We start from the raw sequence: 19,976 nt of genomic DNA, 5'->3' as shown, positions 1-19,976 counted from the left end.
TGTGAATTTTGGGCGGTGCTCCCTATCTAGGCGAAATACGCCTATTCTGGTGTGACACATGCAATGTACCAAAAGCCCAAGAGACCCCATGTGGAGTGTGCGCTGAAGAGGTACGTGAAGTAGAAATCTCACCTCCTGGCGATTCCTTTCCAGCTATGGACGGCCATCTACAGTTAGCACGTGCGGCTTTAGATAGGCAATTTGGACAAGGCACGGGTACGAGTGTTTTGCCTGATATGAAGACAATCGTCATGAACAAGGCACCCTCTCTTGATTCAATGTTTGAGATTATTATAGACGGATATGTAATTGGTCGATTACGATATGATATACCAAAGAAACAGTACACATTTCTACTCACGCTTGAAGGCGGTCGAAGGACTGCCCAGGTGAGCGAACAGAAGTGGGTCGGATGCGATGCTGACGTAGTCCCGTTCCTCTTGGATGGTGCCAACTTGATGCAGCCCGGGGTGTCTGGGTGTGATGCAGAAATTGAGATTGGTGATGAAGTATATGTTACCGATCCTTCGGGCCTTGTTGTTGCAACCGGTTTGGCACGTATGAGTGGAGAAGAGATGCATGAAAAAGAGAAAGGCTATGCGATTAAGGTGCGAGAAGCGGCTGAACCTGTTGCGCCACAAATCAATCCCACACAAGCGACTTGGGATGACGCAGTAGCCGCAAATAGAAAGGACTTAGAACGCATCGAGAATGAGGCAATATCCTTTGTGAAACGGGTTGTGGAAGAAGAGAACAAACCTGTAGTGGTTGGTTTCAGTGGTGGTAAAGACTCTCTTGCGACTTATCTCGTTGTGAAGAATGCCCTAGATGAACCTCCTCCCATTTTCTTCATTGATACTGGGATTGAGCTACCAGAAACGACCGAGTTTGTTAAACAGTTTGCTCGCGAAGAGAATGTCCCCCTCATCGGAGAAGAGATGAATGACGCGTTTTGGCAGGCAATGGATGATTTTGGTCCTCCTGCCAGAGATTATAGATGGTGCTGTAAAATAGTCAAATTAGGCCCCGCAGCTCAGACAATTAAGAACGAATTCTCAGGAGATGTTCTCAATTTTATGGGTCAACGTAAGCTTGAGTCTTTTCGGCGTTCTCGTGAACCAAGGGTAACCTCTAATCCTTGGGTTCCCGGACAAAAATCTGCAAATCCCATTCAAGATTGGAACGCGTTGGAGGTCTGGCTATATCTTTTCAAGGAGAATGTACCTTACAACCCTCTATACAAACACGGTTATCAGCGAATTGGCTGTTTCTTGTGCCCGTCCTCGTCATTGGCTGAACTCGATTCATTGAAAGAAACTCACCCCCGCCTCCATAAGCGTCTTTCAGACAAGTTGATGAACTGGGCTGATGAATATGGATATCCTGAGGAGTGGGTCGAGTTTGGTTTCTGGAGATGGAAAGACCTTCCAACTGGTCAGATGAACCTGGTTGAGAAATTGGATCTCGATATTTCTCGTAATCGAGGTTCTCCAAGTAGTGAACTGAGCTTATCATTGAATGACACCATTCGCACAGACGATAGTAGCTATGAGATACAAGGCAAATTTTCTTCAGGTCTAGATTTGCATCGTGTATCAAAGGTTATGCCCATATTCGGAGAAACGACGTTCTCTGACGGTGACGTGGTGCTTCTCACAAAAAGAGGCAATTTGGAGATACTTCTACATAGATCTGGCTTACTTACTATCCGTGGGAGACGCGCAGAGAAGATTCGAGATTTTGCCGATCAGATTAAGCATACTGTTACACGAGCCACACTCTGTCAGGGTTGTGGGAGCTGTGTTACAAGGTGTGAATATGACGCACTTGAACTTGTAAATGGCAAAATACAAGTCAACTCGCAGAGATGTTCTGGTTGTTTGGAATGCAATGAATGGCCTTGTCCTACATATCTCCAATAGACACCATTGAGCGGTTGAATAATCTCATTATTGGTTCATCACTGCAAAAGGTTAATTACGGACCAGCCCTGCGAAACTAGCGTAAACCGTTTCTGAAACGTACGGATTGGAGTCAATGCAGAATGCTTGATGCGATATCGTTGAAAATCTACGAGATGCGGAGATATCTCGTGCTGAGCTTGGTCATTTCAATGATTGCCATACCATTCGCGAATATATTGGTAATCGAACGCGATCGTAATAGGAATGAGATGTATGGTGAAGCATTCTGGATTTACGGATTCAATATCTACAATATGAACGATCATCAGCTTGCAGAAGAAATGGGCCCTCCGTTTAATGACGGGTATCACACACTTCCACGTTATTTAGGGAACATAACCTACGAGTATCCCGTTTTTGGTCTCATTTTCTTCGCCATCGGTACATGGCTCTTCCCAGGTGCTGGAGGCTTTCAACCCCTTTGGCTAAATTTCGTTCTCACTCTTGTTTTCAATCTGAATTTGGTACTGATAGCAGTACTTCTGGGAGATAAAATCTATAATCAACAATGGGCACGAATGTTCTTTGCTGGATACTACGTTTATGGTCTGATTATGGCAGCTGGAGGCGGAAAGCTTGAACCAATTGTAGATTGTCTTATGCTCATGGCCCTCGTGTTACGTAAGGAAGGCCAAATGGGTAAGTCAATGTTTACCTTGGGCTTATCAGTTCAGACAAAAATCTACTCCGGGGTCCTCTTACCCTTACTGTTTATTGAAGCACCACTATCAGTAATATGGTTCTTCGTTTCTACTCTTTTGACCGTGATTCCATTTACATTTCTGGGAGCAAATTTCGATTCGTTGATTCAGCATTTCCTGAATGCTTCTTCATATAGCAAGTACATAGTGAATCCACTGTTTCCGGGCCTTTTCCTTGCAACCCCTGGATTCGGTGATTATCAGCCATCATACATGTGGCCGCCGGCTCTAATTCCACTTGTTGTCTATGTAATATTCATGCTCAGCACAGTGCAAATCTATCTTCCTTCTTTGGAAGACATGAAGAATGCTACTTGGAAAGGCCGAATTAACAAGCTCAAACCTCTGTATCTGTATCTTCTCCCATCCTTCTTGTTCGTGTTTCGCTGGGTAATGCCTTGGTATCTTTTCTGGCTTGGTCCTCTTTGCTTGATGTTTGATGAAGATGAACAAGCGATAGGGTACCTTAAGCAAATCACAATTGTTGGACTACTCTATACATTTGGAGTGTTCATCAATTGGCCGTATTTCATTCAGCGTCCACTTGAGGATTTCTCAGGACATTTTCCATTCGGATGGCTTACGTTCCTTGGTCTAGGTTTGCTTTTTGCATCCGTTGGAATTGCTTTTGTAATCTGGAAGAAGGAAGTGGATCGAAGGCGGACTCGAGACATGGTAATAAAGAAAGCTGAAGAACGTGGAGAATTAGTCCTTTAAGTGCGAGAATTGGTTGCTATTCCATTCCTGGAATACTGCCATTTTCTTTGTAATAGGCGATAATCCGTTTCCTGATCTTAGTGGAAGAACATAGTCCATCTGCTTTCTTCTTCTTCAGCCTGGCGATTCGTACTTCAAGTCCGGCCTTATTCAGGCTTTCCTTGAGGTGGACCCTATTTGCGTTCTGATCGTATCCCAAAGCTACTATGTCCGGCTTGATGTCTATGACAATAGCGGAATGATCTTCATTATCGTAGCCTATAACAGCCTCATCAACCATTTCTAGAGCCTCGACAAGCTTTCGTCTCTGCTCTTGTGGAAACACCGGCGGTGCTCCCCTTTCCTTTTCTATAGTATCATCTCTCGCAATAATTACGACAAGCGTTCCATCTGAACCTGCTAGGTCTTTTGCTTGTCTTAAATATGCTAGATGACCGAGATGCAAAATGTCGAATTTTCCAGCTGCAAGTACCTTCTTACGGGTCATACCTATCAACACGGTTCAATCTTCATCAACCGCGAGAAACTCTAATCCGTCCTTAATTATTTCGATTCGACGCTTAGTTTTGGTGATTTGACTGACATGTACGATTCCATTGATTTCAAGCTGCATAAGGGCCGCGTTCATCTCAGAACGACTGGGCTCTTTTCCCCACTCCTTTCGTACCGCCCGGTTCAGCTCGTCATTTAATATGACCCCATGTCGCTTCCTCAAGATGCTGACTATTAGATTTCGTAGTGGAATTGCTGTCCAAGTTTCGCTCATTTACTATAGTTCCCCTTCATATTGTATAGCCTTGCGGTCCAACAGAAACCGACGCAGCTCTTCTAAGTTGTTCATTAAGCCTCTGGAATTTATCTAGTTGATCTTTTGTGACCGAAGGATGAATCTTCTCCAAGGCGGCATCAAAATGGCGCTTTGATACAACCTCGATTTGTGTATCTTCTCGCAGAGCCCGCATTCCTGCCTCCCGACAGAGGGCTTCTATGTCTCCACCCACAAAATGCTCGGTCTTCCTTACAAGTTCCTTGAGATCTACATCATCATCGAGTGGCATATCTTTGGTGTAGATATTGAGTATCTCTTCTCTTCCTTTCTTATCTGGTGCATCTACATAGATGAATCTATCAAATCTTCCGGTTCTCAAGAGTGCAGGATCAATCAAATCAGGTCGGTTAGTTGCTGCCAGAACGAGAATATCCTCCAACCCTTCCAACCCATCCATTTCTGTCAATAGCTGGCTTATTACGCGCTCGCTAACGTGACTATCTCCTGTTACGCTTCCCCTCGTTGGGGCAATTGCGTCGATTTCGTCAAAGAATATGATAGATGGTGCGGCTGTTCTTGCCTTTCTGAAAACCTCACGAACAGCTTTTTCGCTTTCTCCCACCCACTTGGATAGGAGCTCTGGTCCCTTAACACTGATGAAATTGGCCTCACTCTCGGTAGCAACGGCCTTTGCCAAAAGGGTCTTACCACATCCTGGGGGGCCAAAGACCAAAACACCCTTGGGAACAGTAATTCCAATCCTGTTGAAAATCTCGGGTTTTTTCAGCGGCCATTCTACAACCTCAATTAACTCTTGGATGACATCATCAAGGCCTCCGACTTGTTCCCACTGTACATCGGGAACTTCAACGAAGACTTCTCGAACAGCAGATGGTTGTATCTCGCGCAACGCACTGGTAAAGTCCATTCGATTAACTTCAAGCTTCTCAAGAACTTCTTGTGGTATACGTTCATCTTCAAGATCGATACTTGGCAGATATCTTCTCAACGCCTTCATAGCAGCTTCCCTACAGAGGGCCTCTAAATCAGCTCCTACAAAACCATGCGTTACTTTTGCCAGCTCATCCAAACTCACTTTCCCTTTTCCTTCCGATGTTAAAGGCATACCCCTTGAGTGAATGAGTAGAATCTCAAGCCGTCCCGGTTCGTCCGGAACACCGATTTCTAACTCTCTATCGAATCTTCCTGGTCTGCGGAGAGCAGGGTCTAATGCATTTATTCGATTAGTAGCCCCAATGACAACAACCTGTCCTCTCGCTTTCAGTCCATCCATTGTGGCCAGCAACTGAGCAACGACTCTTCGTTCAACTTCACCCTGTACATCTTCTCTTTTGGGTGCAATAGCATCCAATTCGTCGATAAAAACAATGCTTGGAGCATTCTCTTCTGCATCCTCGAAGATCTTCCTGAGCTTCTGTTCGGATTCACCATAGAATTTCGACATTACTTCAGGACCATTGATATGGGTGAAATTTGCTTCAGATTCGCTAGCTACCGCCTTGGCTAAGAGAGTCTTTCCAGTGCCTGGTGGACCATGCAATATGAGGCCTCGGGGTGGTTCAATACCGAGCCGCTTGAAAATCTCGGGATGACGCATTGGAAGTTCTACCATTTCCCTGATACGTTGAATGGGTTCTTCCAAACCGCCAATTTCCTCGTATGTTACCTGTGAGGTTCCTACAATGTCACCCGTTGGTTTCTCAGATATAGATAACACGCTTGAATGCTGGACTACCACAGTACCCGTTGGTTTCGTGGATGTGACTTTGAATGGAATTGCTCTCCCAAGTATAGGTATGAATACGGTATCTCCATTCGTAACGGGACAGTTGAGGAGTTTTCTCTTAACAAACTCCTCAAATCGGGGTTCTGGACTGATTGGAACTGATGTTGGTGCAAGACTTACATTTCGCGCTTGTTCTTCATCAGCTCGTCTAACTTTGACATTCTCGCCCAAGCTGACACCGGCGTTTCGTCGAATACGACCATCCATTCTGATGATGTCTTGGCCTTTGTCTCCTTGGTAAGCGGGCCAAGCTATTGCTGCTGTATCTTTATTACCCTGAATTTGGACTATGTCACCGGTTCGGATTCCCATTTCATCCATGGACATCGAATCAATTCGAACTATGAACCGGCCTATGTCCCTGTGTTCAGCTTCGGCTACTTTCAACACTATTTCAACCAAGGTTAAATGCTTCCTCCAGATTTCAGTCTAGAACTGAGGACAATATTTGGCATGCCTCAACTGCCGCACAGTTTTCAACCATTTTTACTGCTAATGAGGTTTTCCGTAGCGATAGTCTCGCTTAGATTCCTTTCCGTGAACATGCTTCATATTCAGTGAAAGAAACCAGCGTTCACGAATGTATACCTCACATTTCTTGATAAGAATGTACCTTCTATAGACTATTCTCACCCAGTAACATCTACTATAGAGGATTCTTGGTTACATTCTTGATACGCGTTCAACTTCGACTTGACCTACACCCTCAATCTCCATTATGGCTTCTTCGATATCCTCTGTACCCCCCATTGATTCCTCCCTCGCAACATTCATTCTAATTGCTTTCAGACCAAATGCTACTGGTGTAATCTCAGTTGCTCTTACATCAGTACCTTCTGGGATATTCTCTTTTATCTTTTCTAGTAATGCCTCGTGGTCGATGTCAACGTCTTCAGGCATGACCTTCAGTGTGATTATGACTCTTGCCATTTGTATGCCTCTTTCATGATTTAGGGGCCCTCAAAGCCACAATTGGGGCAGGTATAGTTAATGGAAAAGCGTCTGCAATTTTCACAGCGCCATATTATGAATTCTCCACACGATGGACATCGAAACTTGACGCTGTTTTCTTTCGGTGAAATGGAACGATGGCATGAGGTACATCTTATAGCTTTCATAGACGACAAATTATCACCAATCGGTATTTCCAGTCGCTCTGGACAGATTGGGCCAGTCTTGGAATAATTATAAACCTACCGAAGGGTAAGCTGCGATAATCTGATTTGAATGATTGGGATTTACTCGCCACCAATGATTTATGCCTATATAGTGCGTTATCATGTTAGCATAAGCGGGAGACACAAACATGGGTACGAAACTTGGAGCAATCGTCCAGGCTGAGACACTCTCACTATCGGATTTATCTGGCCGTGAGATTGCGGTAGATGCTTTCAATACCATATACTCCTTCTTGGCTATAATCCGTCAAGTTGATGGTACCCCTCTCAAAGATCGAAAAGGGCGGGTAACAAGCCATCTGAGCGGCCTCTTTTACCGAAATATCAATCTGCTTGAGAAGGGCATTCACCCAGTATATGTCTTTGATGGTGAGCCTCCTGAGCTGAAATCTGAAGAAATCGAACGTAGACGAACAGTGCGAAGGAAAGCTCGAAAAGAATGGAAGAAAGCGAAGGAGGAAGGCCGGATTGAGGATGCTCGAAAGGCGGCTCAAGCAAGTTCCAAACTTACCGAGGATACGGTTACTGATAGTAAGGAGTTACTCTTTGCTCTCGGTATTCCTCACATACAAGCCCCTTCGGAAGGAGAAGCGCTAGCAGCTCAGCTGGTACAAGATGACTTGGTCTGGGCAAGTGCGAGCCAAGATAACGATTCACTCCTTTACGGCTGTCCGCGCATGATACGGAACCTGACGATATCAGGTCGCAGGAAATCCTCCTCTTCTAGCGGCTATGTAACTATTGAACCGGAACTCATTGATCTTGACCTTAATCTCCGACTACTGGAAATCAGTCGGGAACAGCTAATAGACATAGCTATTCTCATCGGCACTGATTACAATGATTCTCCTCCAGGTGTCGGACCTAAAACTGCCTTGAAGCTTGTGAAGAAACATGGCACTCTAGAGGAAATTGAATCGGCTACTGACTATGATTTTGATTTTCCTTATGAGCAAATTCGTAACATCTTCTTGAAACCACCTGAAGTAACTATCGAAACCCCGAAATGGAAGGATCCAGATTTTGATGCCATTCGAGCCCTCTTGTGTGATGAGCATGACTTCAGTAGAAACCGGGTAGATAGTTCCCTTGAGAGGCTGGAAGCATCATTGGAAAAAATTCGTGATACCACCCGACAGAGTGCTTTGGAGGATTTCTTCTAGCTGAAAACTATCATGAAAATCGGTATAATCACAAACATTCAAGAATGCCTTTCAGGGGGATATCATAAATACGCTCATACCAATACGATGGTATACACGGTGAATCAAGATGATGGCTGAACGAATGACCGCTGTTAGAGCCTGTGTAAATGATATAGTAAATGGCAGATTTGATGAAACGAATGGTCCCCATGTTGTATCCCCCCATGGCGTAGAGCTTCGCCGTGTAGTAGTACTTGGCTTTGTTGTCAACAAATACGTTGGTGACGGCAATTTTGCAAGTATAACAATAGATGATGGTACTGAAACAATCAGGGCTAAAGCTTGGGGCACTGAAGCTGCTTTGCTTGAGAATACTCCTGAGGATAAGCTCATACTTGTTGTTGGTAAAATCCGCGAATATGAGGATGAAATCTACATCGTACCTGAAATAACTCAGGAAGTCAAGGATTCCAACACTATGACCGTTCATCTACTTGAAAGGTATCGCGCAATGCTTACAAAAGCTGGTATTTCTACCCTAGAGACTCCCCCTGAAGAACAATCGCAGCTACAATCAAAATCAGATGAGGCTATATCTACTGAAAGCACTCTTGAATCATACACCGATGAGGATGATACCGCGGCTACTCTTTCTGAAAAAATTCTACAGTTCATTCAAAACTCGGCTGGCAAAAAAGGTATCAAAATGCGTGAAATCTGTGAGCGCTTCGTATCCCAGGGTGAAGATAAAGCAGGAATCCAGCTACAGGTCCTCGACTTACTGGAGGAAAACAAGATTCGTGAAAAGGAAGTGGGCGTATATCTTCCCATGTGAGAACAGAAGCTTCAATAAAGGAGAATGGAGAGAGACATAATATGGAAGAATATGATAGCCTGCTGAAAAGGGGACGATCTCAGGTCCCTAAAGATGCGTTTGACAAATCTGGCGAACGTTTCCAAGTGCCGGATGTTCAGCTAATAGTCCAAGGTAATAGGACTATCTGGCAGAATTTCCAAGAAATAGTGGATGTCTTGAATCGACCTGGAAAGGAGGTACTGAAATATGTGTCTGGTCAGCTAGCTACTGCAGGGACGATTGAAGGCGGAAATGCTATTTTCAATGGAAAATTCTACTCACATAACGTACAAGATGTCCTAGAAGAATACATCCAAGACTACGTAATATGCCCCGTTTGTGGCAGGCCTGATACTCACATGGAGAAAGAGAAAAACGCATACTATTTGCGCTGCTCAGCATGTGGAGCACGTACATCAATTCGACCTGTTTGATGGAAGTGAAATGAAAATGGAGGTCTATATGCGGGTCCGCGAAACCATCGATCACTACATGGTAGCCATGTGTGATAAGGCTCTGCTGAACAAAACCTTGGTCAAAGGAGATCTTGAGTTCAAGGTCAGCGAGGAGTTTTACGGTGACAAGCTGGTGCACGTTGATGATTGTCTTAAGCATCTTGAGAAAGCCACGATTGTGAATATAGTTGGTAAAACCACTGTTGATGTTGCTATCGAAGCGGGAATGGTTCACAAAGACGCGGTCGTAGATATTCAGGGACACCCACATGCTCAATGGGTACAACTGTAACTACTATACGTGTAGATAATTCGAGTCCCTTTTTGATTTGAATAAACCCTGTAGATTGTTCAAGACTGTTTTTCGTCTAGATTCTTCCTGTACAAATCTATGTGCACAATACTTAATCACAAAATTGTTAGATATCCCGCGACTTTAAAGTTAGAATGACATAGTCTGAGATGAGCTGATTATGAGACCTCCCTGCTACCTGTGTGGAAAACCCGCTGTAGTTGAGGGTTTATGCGAGGGATGCTACAATGAAGAGCATCCTATTCTCAAGGTAGAAACACCTCTACGTATGCTCATCTGTGATAGATGTGGCGCTGTCAAAATCCATGGTCGCTGGAAACAGATTACAGAACGTATATCCAGCCCTGAGGAGCTTCTTGCCCTTCAATTGCAGATTCTTCTTGATGATCAAGTCGAAGTACTTGGAGAAAATGTGACATACTCTGTGATGCCACAGAAAAGACTGGATCGAGTTGTGCACATTGAAGTGGTTGCTCAAGGGCATTCACATCCTGAATTACCCCCTCATACCGAAATACACGATGTCGAAGTCAGACTTGACTATGGGACTTGTGACAGCTGTGGAATGATGAGAGGGGGATACCATGAGGCCATATTACAGATTCGCGCTGATGATCGAAAGCTCACCAAGGCAGAAGAAGACGAAATTCTTGACACGGCAACCGACCTGACAATTGGGGAATATGGCAAAGATAGTATGGCATACATAAATGAGATTACCCGAACCAAGTACGGCATTGATCTTAAGATTGGGTCAAATCATCTGTGTAGAATGATTGCTGATGATTTGGAATCCCGTTACATGGCTGCTCGCAAGCAAACATACAAACTGATTGGTCAAGAATCCGATGGAAAGGAGAAGTATAGAACAACTATACTCCTTCGATTACCTCACTTCAAGGAAGGTGATTTTGTGGAAGTTGCTGGTAGCCCCTGCCAGGTCCGTGCTTTGGGACGGGGAGGTCTGGTTTGCTACAGTTTCGAAGACAAAAGCGAATTTACAGTATCACAACGGAGTAGCAAATGGCAAGAGATTGAATTCCTTGCCCCGGAATCCGATAAGCAAGAGTATATGGTTATCTCCAAGGCCTATGGAGAACCAATTCAGCTGATGAATTCTCAAACGTATGAGGTGGAGAATCTACCCGGGGATTCGTTGCCCTCCGATTTGGAGAACGGAGACAAGATATGGGCGGTCAAATTACAGGGTACGGTGTACTATGTTCCGCAACCAGTTAACACAACATGAGAAAAAGCATTCGTCTTCTCGGAAATGTAAGTATGACCTATTCCTTACAGTTTCACCTGCTGTGTGAATCGCTTGTGAGGGGCCTTCTGAATCTTAAATTGCTGGTTGATGTCTTTTTGGATGAGACCTCTGTATGATATTCAGCAACCCTTAAATGTTCTCTACAGAAGCTTTTCGCAAGGTTAGATATTACTCTAGTTGACCTTGGAGATGTCGTTTTGGCCCGCGGGAATAGATCAAATGATGAAGACCAACCGATGCGCGTAAGAACTCCCAATAGATCAGAAGGAGAACAGTTTGCTATAATAGTTCAGATGCTGGGACATGACCGTGTCCGGGTTCGCTGTGAGGATGGCGAGATGCGAGTTGGTCGAATACCTGGCCGTATGAAAAAGCGAATCTGGATGCGAGTTGGAGATACAGTATTGATTGTACCTTGGTCTTTTCAAAGTGATGAGAAATGTGACGTCATTTGGCGGTACAAAGGCAATGAAGTCGATTGGCTAGAACGTAAAGGCATCTTGGAAATGTTCTAGAATACCCAAAAGATTGTTGATTGTTGCCTCTTGTTTTGTCTTCTCAGGGTCAAGAACACCATTGGATTGTTAGGTAGGATGGATATGGATCGACGGGAAGAAGATTATGAAGATATTCTCTCCCGATTCGAAAAAGCACAAGAAGACGAGGACCGCAAGAAACGAAAGGACTCTGATGAACTGAAAGTTGTAGAGGGTGTAATCGATCCACCCACGCTCAAGGTGCTATACAACCTTCTGAATCGTGGGATTATTGATGCTGTACATGGTATTATCAGCGCCGGCAAAGAAGCGAATGTCTATCGAGGTCAGAAACGAGATGGAACGTATGTTGCTATCAAAATCTACCGTATGACAACTGCACAAAAGGAGTATATGCAGAAGTACATTGCTGGTGACCCTCGCTTCAAGCGAGTTGGAACTGGTGCAAGATCATTAATCCCTCAGTGGGCTAACAAGGAGTTCAAGAATCTCCTAAGATTCCATGAAGCAGGCGTGAGAGTGCCTGAACCAATTGCTGTGAAACGCAATGTGCTGGTGATGGAATTCATCGGAGATGACGAAGAGGGTCTACAAGCACCCCTTCTCAAAGATATAGAAATACCTGAGCCTGATAAGATATTCAACGAAATCATGGATATGGTTCTTTGTGGATATCGGGATGCCGAAATTGTTCATGCCGATTTGAGCGAGTTCAACATCATGTGGTACGGTGGACCTGTACTCATTGATGTTTCTCAAGCCGTTCTGAAAGCACACCCCCATGCGAAAGAGTTCCTGTTTCGGGACATTGAAAACCTTGCCCGCTACTTTGGTCGTCTGGGTGTCGAAACCGAAGACCCGGTCACAATGGTTGAAGAAATCGTTTCCTCTGGAGGTGAAGACTAGTATGCTATTCCAAGAATCCATAAAGGTGCCCCGTGACCGAATCGGGGTAATCATAGGCCAAGATGGCAAAGTCAAGAATCGATTGGAAAACATGACGAATGTTGATGTAGAAATCTCTGAAGAGGGAGTAGTCACTCTTACCGGTCGTAGAGACTCAGAGGATCCTGTGCTTGCATGGAAGGCTCGAAACATTATTCGTGCAATGGCACGAGGTTTTAGCCCAAGAAATGCATTCACTCTTATGGATGATGATGCCCGTCTTGTGATAATCTCACTACGAGATATTGTCGGCTCATCTCCTCGACAAATAAGAAGGGTTGCTGGCAGAATCATCGGGGAGGATGGCAAGACGCGCAAAATCATTGAACAAACTACCGAAACAATGGTTTCCGTATATGGCTATACGGTCTCAATCATTGGCTATTATCCCGGTCTTGACTATGCTCGGAAAGCTATCGATATGCTGATTTCTGGTGCTCCTCATAGCTCTGTCTATTCTAGGCTAGAAAGTATGCGGCGCGACTTGAATCGCTACAAAGCACAGATTTGGGAAAATTCCGAGTTTTAATTTGGGCTGTTTCGTTATAATACTGAATCCTATAATCTTGTCAATCAAAGGTTGTTTGGAGTAGAATGCCTCAAAATCCAAGCAGAGTATTTGCCAGCATTTCACCAGCGGAGTTCTTCTATCGGAATCGCCAGATGGCAGGATTTGGCAATCCTACACAAGCTGTCTATTCTACGGTCCGTGAACTGGTAGAAAACAGCCTTGATTCTTGCGAGGATGCACGTAAGAGACCCGAGATTAAGGTGGAAATCGATGAAGCCCCCTCAGGGATTGTAACTATCACTGTATCGGACAATGGTGAAGGCTTACCTCATGCACATGTAGCTGATTCATTTGGCAGAGTTCTCTACGGTAGCAAGTATCTCTCTCGCCAGAGACGTGGTACCTTTGGACTTGGAGTGACTATGGCTGTGCTCTACGGCCAGATAACTACAGAAACCCCTGTTATGATTTATACCTGCACAGAGAATGACGAGGCAGGCAGGACCTATGAACTTCTCATTGATGTTGAAAAAAATAGGCCTATTATTGTATCTTCAAACTCGGTTAAGCGAAATAAAGTCGGCACATCGGTTCGTATCAGCATGAAGGGTGCAGTTGCAAGAGCGTATGACCGAGTAGTTGATTACCTCAGATTGACTTCTGTCTCCACTCCCCACTCTCAAATTGAGCTCGTACGAGATGGCGAAAAGCAATTCGCCATCCATCCATCCAGCGATACACTGCCCACCCCTCCTGTTTCTGCAAAACCTCATCCTCATGCCGCCGATATGGAGCTACTCCGAAGACTGATCAAGAAATGTGCTCAGTCTCCACTTCAGGAGTTTCTTCGGAAATCTTTCCAACAGGTTGGTCGTGTTACTTCTTCTAAAATAATTGAATTCCTTGGTATGAATCCTCAACGAGAAGTTGGCGATTTTGAGCGGTCTGACATAAGCCGGCTAAGCACAGCTCTCCAGAACTTCCAGGGGTTGGGTCGCCCAACCATCGATTCTCTTAGTCCGATAGGCGAGAAACCGTTCATGAATGCCGTTCTTGAAACATATGATGCCGTAGACGTTGGTTATGCACAGAAAGGGCCATCAGAATGGGGTGGTCATCCATTCATTGTTGAGGGAGTAATTGCTATTGGCGGGAGATTACGGAAAGCAAAGACTCCTGGCTTGTTCCGCTTCACAAATAGAGTTCCTCTTCTTTATGATGCCAGTGAAGATGTAATGACAAAGTCCCTCAACGAAGTTGATTGGTCTAGATACGGTCTAACAAAATCGAGAAAAGTTGGTTTGTTTATTCATTTCTGCTCAACCCGAGTTCCTTACAAAGCCGCTGGCAAACAGTCAGTGGCAACTGAAGCGGAAATCGAATCTCATCTTACTTTGCTCTACAAAGAACTCGGTAGATGTTTGCGACGAATGACAAAGGTGAAGAAAAAACGGGCTCAAAGAATCAAAGAAGCAAGAAGTTATTCTCAGCAGCTTGCTCTCATTGCTGAACTTGGAGCAGAGCTCTCAGAAGAGGACGAAGTACCCTCAGTTCACTCTTTGGTTGAACAGCTCTTCGAGGTGAATCTTGATGTCTAAATTCGACGATGCTCAAAACGCTCTGAAAAAACTGGGCAAGGAGATTCTGGATTCACTTCGTGATGGTGAGTTTCCCACTCTAGAGCTTCCTGACCGGACTACGGGGAATATTGTCTTTGACAAAACAAAAGGGCAATTTGTTCTTGGTGACTCAAGTATTACACGGGATTCCAAGAATATCAAACATATCAAAAGCTTTTCTCAACTAATGTGGGTTGCAGCTTTTGCAAAGAAGCTTCTCGGTGCACAGCGTACCAGCTCACTCAGGGATCTCTACTACTCGAGTGAGGGCGAAGACATCGATTTCTCTAGTCAATCGGAATCAGACCGAATCGTTGCTGATTTGGAATCCCTTACTGGATTGGCACGTGAAGATTTTGGGATTTTTCCTGAGGAACATTCCTCAATATATGGGCGTGTTACTATGGAGTACACTGTCCCTGGATATGAGGGTCGTGAAGTAGACCTCACTATAAGCCCGGATGGTTTGCCAGTAGGCCCAGCTCTAATGACTGCAGAACCATTGGACACCAACGCAGAGATGATTCTCGCTGTGGAATCTGGAGGCATGTTCTCTCGCCTTATTGAAACGAAAGCATGGGAAACATTCAATGCTGTCCTTGTTCAGCTTGGAGGCCAACCCCCACGATCGACACGACGGTTGATGAAACGACTTCATGAACACCTGAATCTTCCATTGTACATATTCACAGATGGTGACCCCTGGGGACTCCATATTGCACGGGTGATTATTTGTGGAAGTGCAAGTTCAGCTCACATAAGGGGTCTGACCATCCCCGAAGCTCAGTGGATTGGTGTTACCGCTGCTGATATTGTAAACTACGATTTGCCAACTGAATCAATGACGGATGCTGATATGAAGCGCTTGGATGAGCTTAAACGAGACGTTCGTTACGAGACTCCAAAATGGCAAGCATATATCGACGATTTCAAGCAGCTACGAAAGAAGGCTGAACAACAGGCATTCAGTCGTTATGGTATGGATTATGTCGTTGACGTGTATCTTTCAGATAAGCTGACCTAGGCTCACTACTCTTTAGATTCCAACCACGAGTAAAAGAATGACACCTCCATAAGCCAATATGGCCTGTAAAAGTATCAAGAAAAATACATTCTTCCTCTCGGTTACGTTTTGAAAGAAGTGGGGGAGTAACCAATACATGGTATAGGGACCAACAACGTCAAGACTACCATCTTCTTTTGGCTTTGCGAATTTCTGATAATCCATGCCTGTTCTCTTTACCTTCAATCTATAGACAAGATACATCATGAAATTCAGTAAAAATGGCAAATACAGTATTACAGCTAATCGATCCATATTGCCTATAATCAGGGAGGCGGCCATAGCTGCTCCTATTGGTAATCTTCCAACATCCCCTGGCAGAACCTTTGCTGGGTACTTGTTAAAAAGGAAGAACACAATCGAGGCACCAAGTAATGAAGCTGCTATTGTTGCTCCGTCCATTTGATTTTGAACCAGACCATTTCCTGTGAGTATTGGGGTTAGCAATGCATAGACTACTATGGCCGATGAATTTACGATGCTGAGTCCACACTCAAGCCCATTCATTCCCCCATACATGTTTGTACTGTCAACAATGAATGTTGTCATAAGGGGGACCACTAGTAATGGATATGCCCACTGTAGATTAACATCACCTATGAGAGGTATTGACATCGTTGTTGTCCCCACATTGAGTGCCATAAGGGGAATAGATGCAACTAGGGGCAAAGCGATTTTTGTTCTATCTCTGAAATCTAGGTTGTCATCTAAGAGACCAACCATTCCCGCCATTAGTATCGAGACCAATGCACCAAGTATAGCTGGATTAACCGCATTCTGCATGATGAACGTGGAGAAACCGACAATAATCAATAAGGCGGCGACAACAGCAAACAGCAGAACAAATCCCCCACCTTTAGGAACCATTTGCTTGTCTTTTTTATGGACGTCTTCAGCGAATTTGTTCCTTTCTTCTAACATTTCTATTGTGGTGGGCAGGAACACTACCGTAATTACTATGGATATGAGAAACGCCATCAGAATAGTGAACACGAGCTCATACCTCACATATCCCGGTCAGTTTCTACCTCCTTTTAATACTTCTCTAGGAATCAATAATTGTACGGCACTTGTATTGTCCGAAACTATTTTAACCAAACACAAGATGGGCGGATTGTTCGTGAAGCATCCTGATTGTAAACTGGATTTTCACGAACAAGTAAACCATGGTGATCATATCTTGAGCATGTTCCATAGACGGTCGGTGACACTCGCACTACTGGTATTACTCTTTGCCAGCAGCATGGCAACAACCATGTCTCACCCCCACAGCTGGGGCAATTCCGCGTTTGATGTTGAACCTGTAGACATTGCATCGGCCGCGGATTCCCCCGTGAACCTATCGATTCCGTACGTTGATACCCACTACGGGTTTGCAGATGGAATCATAGACCCAACAGAGTATAGCCAAAACTATACTGATCCTGCAACCGGTACAACCGTATTCTTCGAGCATAATTCCTCCGTTCTATACGTAGGGTTATCTGCCCCCACATCTGGCTGGTTAGCTCTTGGATGGAAGAATCAAACCGGCACTTTTAGTACAGATGGTCTCAATGGGAGTGATTTGATTTATGGAACTGCTACTGGTACCCCCCTATCGAGCTATCCACGTGTAACCCCAAATGATGTGGTCACTGTAGATTACAAGCTTTATACTCGAAATGGGACCCTTTTGCAAGAGGGAAGTGCACCAGGTGATGAATCTGATACTCCTATTGGCGATTTGAGACCCGAAGTTGCTGAAGAGAATGCTCTTCTCAATGCTTACATCGACCAAATCATCGGCATGCGTATTGGCGAAGAGCGCCATTTCATAATTCCCGCCGAAGAAGCCTACAATAGACCGGGACACCCCATGTATGGAAAGGACCTTGAATATGTTATCACTTTGAAGCGCATTGGTGAGAGTTTTGATAACCCTGCAGATATGAGCTCGATAGCCTATAGTGATGAGCATGGCATCAGTACTTTTCAGCATCTCCCAGATGCTAATCAAAGCAGAATACTCTCCGCAAATGCAAGTCTGGTTGGCGGAACAACACAGGTTGAATACTTCATTCGGATGAACAGCACAGATCCCTATGACATTCCTCTGTATAACTCGACTGATGCACGATTTCCTTTTGTTCTTCTTCGTGGACCGAATGATGATTTTAGTTCGCTTCCTGCTCAACATACGGAATGGACCAACCCACTAAGTATGCAGGTCGTTCCAAACACTGCCCCCGTTTTGGAGATAGTCAATCCTGAACCAAATGCAATACTTGGTTTGGTTACAACTTTGAAGGTCAACGCGTCTGATGATGGATTAGTCCGAAGATGCTTCTACAGAGTTGATGATGGCGAATGGATTGAATTCTATCGTAATTTCAAGTCCGATCTCTGGGAATCCAAGACTGACCTCTCGGATTATGATAATGGAACACATACTATCTGGTTCAATGCTACCGATGCATCCAATGTAACTAGTATTGCATCAGTGGATGTTATTTTCTACTGGCCGCAGATTCCTCTGCTTGGGATGCGGTTAAGGGTATCACGAACCGTTAGTACCTTGGAACACCATCAAACAAAGGTGGAGGATACGTTCTCTGTCAAGAACAATGGATCCGCCCCCATCAACTCGATTGAGGTGTTCTTACCCACTAGATGGGAACCTCATTTCCTTTCAATTTCAGCCACAGATGCAAATGATCGTGAAATTGAAGTAGTTCGAATATCTAATGATGCGGATCTCATGCATTGGCGACTGCATTTCTTTGAGCCTGTTTCTGTAGAGGAAACATACAACTTCACATCTGAGATGTACTTCCACTCTCTTCACACACTCCTTGAAGATGAAGGCAATATCTATGAATTGAAGTTCTTGAAGTATCCTGTTGTTCCATATGTTCTTAGGCGTGCCAGCTTGGCCACAAATCTCCGAAGCGGAGACTCTTTGGCTAGTGAAAAAGTCGATGATACCACTGAGAACTTGGAGCCAATGTCTTCTGAGATGTTCATTCTCAACATGAGCTCTTTTACACCATATCTGACGGCTGATCGGAGCACAAGTGTGAAGCTGAACTCTTGGGGTTGGTTGGTCTATACTGAAGAAATTTCAATACACAATATCGGAACCGCAAACGAGGATAAGATATCTTTCGAAGTTCCAGCCTACGCGTCAGGCATTCGAATTCATGACAAAGTAGGTATACTTGCAGATTCGCAGACAACAGCAGAACACAACTTCAATGAATCCGTTGAATTAACGATCAATCTACAGAGCGACCGTTTTGGTGAGGGCAAGTTCAAACCTGGATGGGATTATACTTTCAAAATAGACTACTATGTGAAACTGGACGCGTATACAAGTTCCTCACCGGGTGGAAGCCTACTTGAACTACCTATGGGTACTTTGAGTCATATCCTTGTAGAGAAGCACACAGTTGACCTTGTCCTTTCAACTTCAATCTCAGTTGTTGACGCTTCAGGAAGCTACAGATTGCTCTATGGTGCTTTTGATACAATACTTCGCTACACCGTTTTCAATACAACGCAATATAATCCACCTGAAGTACGGCTCGTCTATAACTTAGCTATTGGAATTGTAGCGAGGCCACTCATATTCGCATTCATCATTGGGTTGGTTGCCACAGTCTATGTATCTTATCGCAAGATACGACCCAAGGGCCCGGCTCCGGTGGTAGGCAAATCAACTGAAGAAGTACGCAGGCAAGTTGGAGCTCCACCAGAACTTCTCAGAGAGTTTGCGGATATGTATTCCAGGAAGACGGCGCTTGAGATGGACTTGGAGAAGCTGCAAGCCTCGAGACGAAGAGGGAAGGTCTCTAAGAAAGAATACATGATTCGCGAGAAAGACATCAAGTCTAAGCTTGAGGACATAGATAGTGAGCTTCCTTCGGTTAAGGATGAGTTGATTTCCTATGGCTCCAAGTATCGTGATATGATTGCACAACTGGAGATGGAAAATGAGAAAGTTGAAGGGGCCAAAGCTGGATTGCGACAACTACTTCGAAGAAAGAAGAAACAACGGATTAGCAGAGCTGCATTTGAGAAGTCGCGACAAGACTACTTGAATACAATAAAGGAAGCCACGAGCGCGATAGATCGGATTCTCCTATCTATTGAAGAAGAAGCAGGAGAGCTCTAATGAAACGAGC

General features: G+C 44.5%; 19 protein-coding genes. 13 read left to right on the top strand and 6 right to left on the bottom strand.

The window, feature by feature from the left end:
* Window positions 1-5: 5 nt before the first annotated feature.
* Both GF309_07470 and GF309_07465 read left to right on the top strand, forming a co-directional pair.
* Window positions 6-1,922, top strand: a complete 1,917-nt coding sequence (locus GF309_07470; GenBank protein MBD3158611.1) for a phosphoadenosine phosphosulfate reductase family protein — start codon at window positions 6-8, stop codon at window positions 1,920-1,922.
* A gap of 122 nt (window positions 1,923-2,044) precedes the next feature.
* A complete protein-coding gene (locus GF309_07465; protein MBD3158610.1) occupies window positions 2,045-3,382 on the top strand; it encodes a hypothetical protein in 1,338 nt (445 codons plus the stop codon).
* Window positions 3,383-3,398: 16 nt separating this feature from the next.
* Here the strand turns inward: GF309_07465 and GF309_07460 are convergent, their stop codons facing one another.
* The 5 genes from GF309_07460 to GF309_07440 all read right to left on the bottom strand — a co-directional run bounded on the left by GF309_07460 (window position 3,399) and on the right by GF309_07440 (window position 7,076).
* Window positions 3,399-3,869 carry an adenylyltransferase/cytidyltransferase family protein gene (locus GF309_07460; protein MBD3158609.1) on the bottom strand — a complete coding sequence of 157 codons (471 nt, stop codon included), beginning with the start codon at window positions 3,867-3,869 and terminating at the stop codon, window positions 3,399-3,401.
* 15 nt (window positions 3,870-3,884) lie between these two features.
* A complete protein-coding gene (locus tag GF309_07455; GenBank protein MBD3158608.1) occupies window positions 3,885-4,148 on the bottom strand; it encodes a hypothetical protein in 264 nt (87 codons plus the stop codon).
* 16 nt (window positions 4,149-4,164) lie between these two features.
* Window positions 4,165-6,360 carry a CDC48 family AAA ATPase gene (locus GF309_07450; GenBank protein MBD3158607.1) on the bottom strand — a complete coding sequence of 732 codons (2,196 nt, stop codon included), beginning with the start codon at window positions 6,358-6,360 and terminating at the stop codon, window positions 4,165-4,167.
* Window positions 6,361-6,621: 261 nt separating this feature from the next.
* Window positions 6,622-6,888: an elongation factor 1-beta gene (locus GF309_07445; GenBank protein MBD3158606.1), complete on the bottom strand. Its 267-nt coding sequence runs from the start codon at window positions 6,886-6,888 to the stop codon at window positions 6,622-6,624.
* Window positions 6,889-6,908: 20 nt separating this feature from the next.
* Entirely contained in the window at window positions 6,909-7,076 is a 168-nt protein-coding gene (locus GF309_07440; GenBank protein MBD3158605.1) for a DUF1610 domain-containing protein, read from the bottom strand.
* Between the two features lie 188 nt (window positions 7,077-7,264).
* Between GF309_07440 and GF309_07435 the strand changes: the two genes are divergently transcribed.
* The 10 genes from GF309_07435 to GF309_07390 all read left to right on the top strand — a co-directional run bounded on the left by GF309_07435 (window position 7,265) and on the right by GF309_07390 (window position 15,771).
* Window positions 7,265-8,299 carry a flap endonuclease-1 gene (locus tag GF309_07435; GenBank protein ID MBD3158604.1) on the top strand — a complete coding sequence of 345 codons (1,035 nt, stop codon included), beginning with the start codon at window positions 7,265-7,267 and terminating at the stop codon, window positions 8,297-8,299.
* A 109-nt stretch (window positions 8,300-8,408) separates the two neighbouring features.
* A complete protein-coding gene (locus GF309_07430) occupies window positions 8,409-9,116 on the top strand; it encodes a hypothetical protein (GenBank protein MBD3158603.1) in 708 nt (235 codons plus the stop codon).
* 41 nt (window positions 9,117-9,157) lie between these two features.
* Window positions 9,158-9,571 (top strand): translation initiation factor IF-2 subunit beta, encoded by a 414-nt coding sequence (locus GF309_07425; protein ID MBD3158602.1) that lies wholly within the window; start codon window positions 9,158-9,160, stop codon window positions 9,569-9,571.
* Between the two features lie 10 nt (window positions 9,572-9,581).
* Window positions 9,582-9,884, top strand: coding sequence for a DUF424 family protein (locus tag GF309_07420; protein MBD3158601.1), 303 nt, complete (start codon window positions 9,582-9,584; stop codon window positions 9,882-9,884).
* 181 nt (window positions 9,885-10,065) lie between these two features.
* Window positions 10,066-11,154 carry a hypothetical protein gene (locus tag GF309_07415; GenBank protein ID MBD3158600.1) on the top strand — a complete coding sequence of 363 codons (1,089 nt, stop codon included), beginning with the start codon at window positions 10,066-10,068 and terminating at the stop codon, window positions 11,152-11,154.
* Between the two features lie 257 nt (window positions 11,155-11,411).
* Window positions 11,412-11,690, top strand: coding sequence for a translation initiation factor eIF-1A (gene eif1A, locus GF309_07410; GenBank protein MBD3158599.1), 279 nt, complete (start codon window positions 11,412-11,414; stop codon window positions 11,688-11,690).
* A gap of 78 nt (window positions 11,691-11,768) precedes the next feature.
* Window positions 11,769-12,578 carry a serine protein kinase RIO gene (locus GF309_07405; protein ID MBD3158598.1) on the top strand — a complete coding sequence of 270 codons (810 nt, stop codon included), beginning with the start codon at window positions 11,769-11,771 and terminating at the stop codon, window positions 12,576-12,578.
* Window positions 12,454-13,146: an RNA-processing protein gene (locus GF309_07400; GenBank protein ID MBD3158597.1), complete on the top strand. Its 693-nt coding sequence runs from the start codon at window positions 12,454-12,456 to the stop codon at window positions 13,144-13,146. The genes GF309_07405 and GF309_07400 overlap by 125 nt, the downstream gene beginning before the upstream one ends.
* Before the next feature lie 65 nt (window positions 13,147-13,211).
* Complete coding sequence (locus tag GF309_07395) at window positions 13,212-14,726, top strand: DNA topoisomerase VI subunit B (protein MBD3158596.1); 1,515 nt, start codon at window positions 13,212-13,214, stop codon at window positions 14,724-14,726.
* A complete protein-coding gene (locus GF309_07390) occupies window positions 14,719-15,771 on the top strand; it encodes a DNA topoisomerase IV subunit A (GenBank protein ID MBD3158595.1) in 1,053 nt (350 codons plus the stop codon). Before GF309_07395 ends, GF309_07390 begins: the two co-directional genes overlap by 8 nt.
* A 12-nt stretch (window positions 15,772-15,783) precedes the next feature.
* Here GF309_07390 and GF309_07385 read toward each other — a convergent pair whose 3' ends face one another.
* Entirely contained in the window at window positions 15,784-16,788 is a 1,005-nt protein-coding gene (locus GF309_07385; GenBank protein MBD3158594.1) for a hypothetical protein, read from the bottom strand.
* Here GF309_07385 and GF309_07380 point away from each other — a divergent pair.
* On the top strand, window positions 16,592-19,966 hold the full coding sequence (locus GF309_07380; protein ID MBD3158593.1) for a hypothetical protein: 3,375 nt from the start codon (window positions 16,592-16,594) through the stop codon (window positions 19,964-19,966). The two genes, GF309_07385 and GF309_07380, sit on opposite strands and share 197 nt — an antisense overlap.
* Window positions 19,967-19,976 lie beyond the last annotated feature (10 nt).

The organism is Candidatus Lokiarchaeota archaeon (genome assembly GCA_014730275.1).
Taxonomy (GTDB): Archaea; Asgardarchaeota; Thorarchaeia; order Thorarchaeales; family Thorarchaeaceae; genus WJIL01.
The sequence above is the reverse complement of the archived record's forward strand: the minus strand, read 5'-3'. Positions and strand labels throughout refer to the sequence as shown.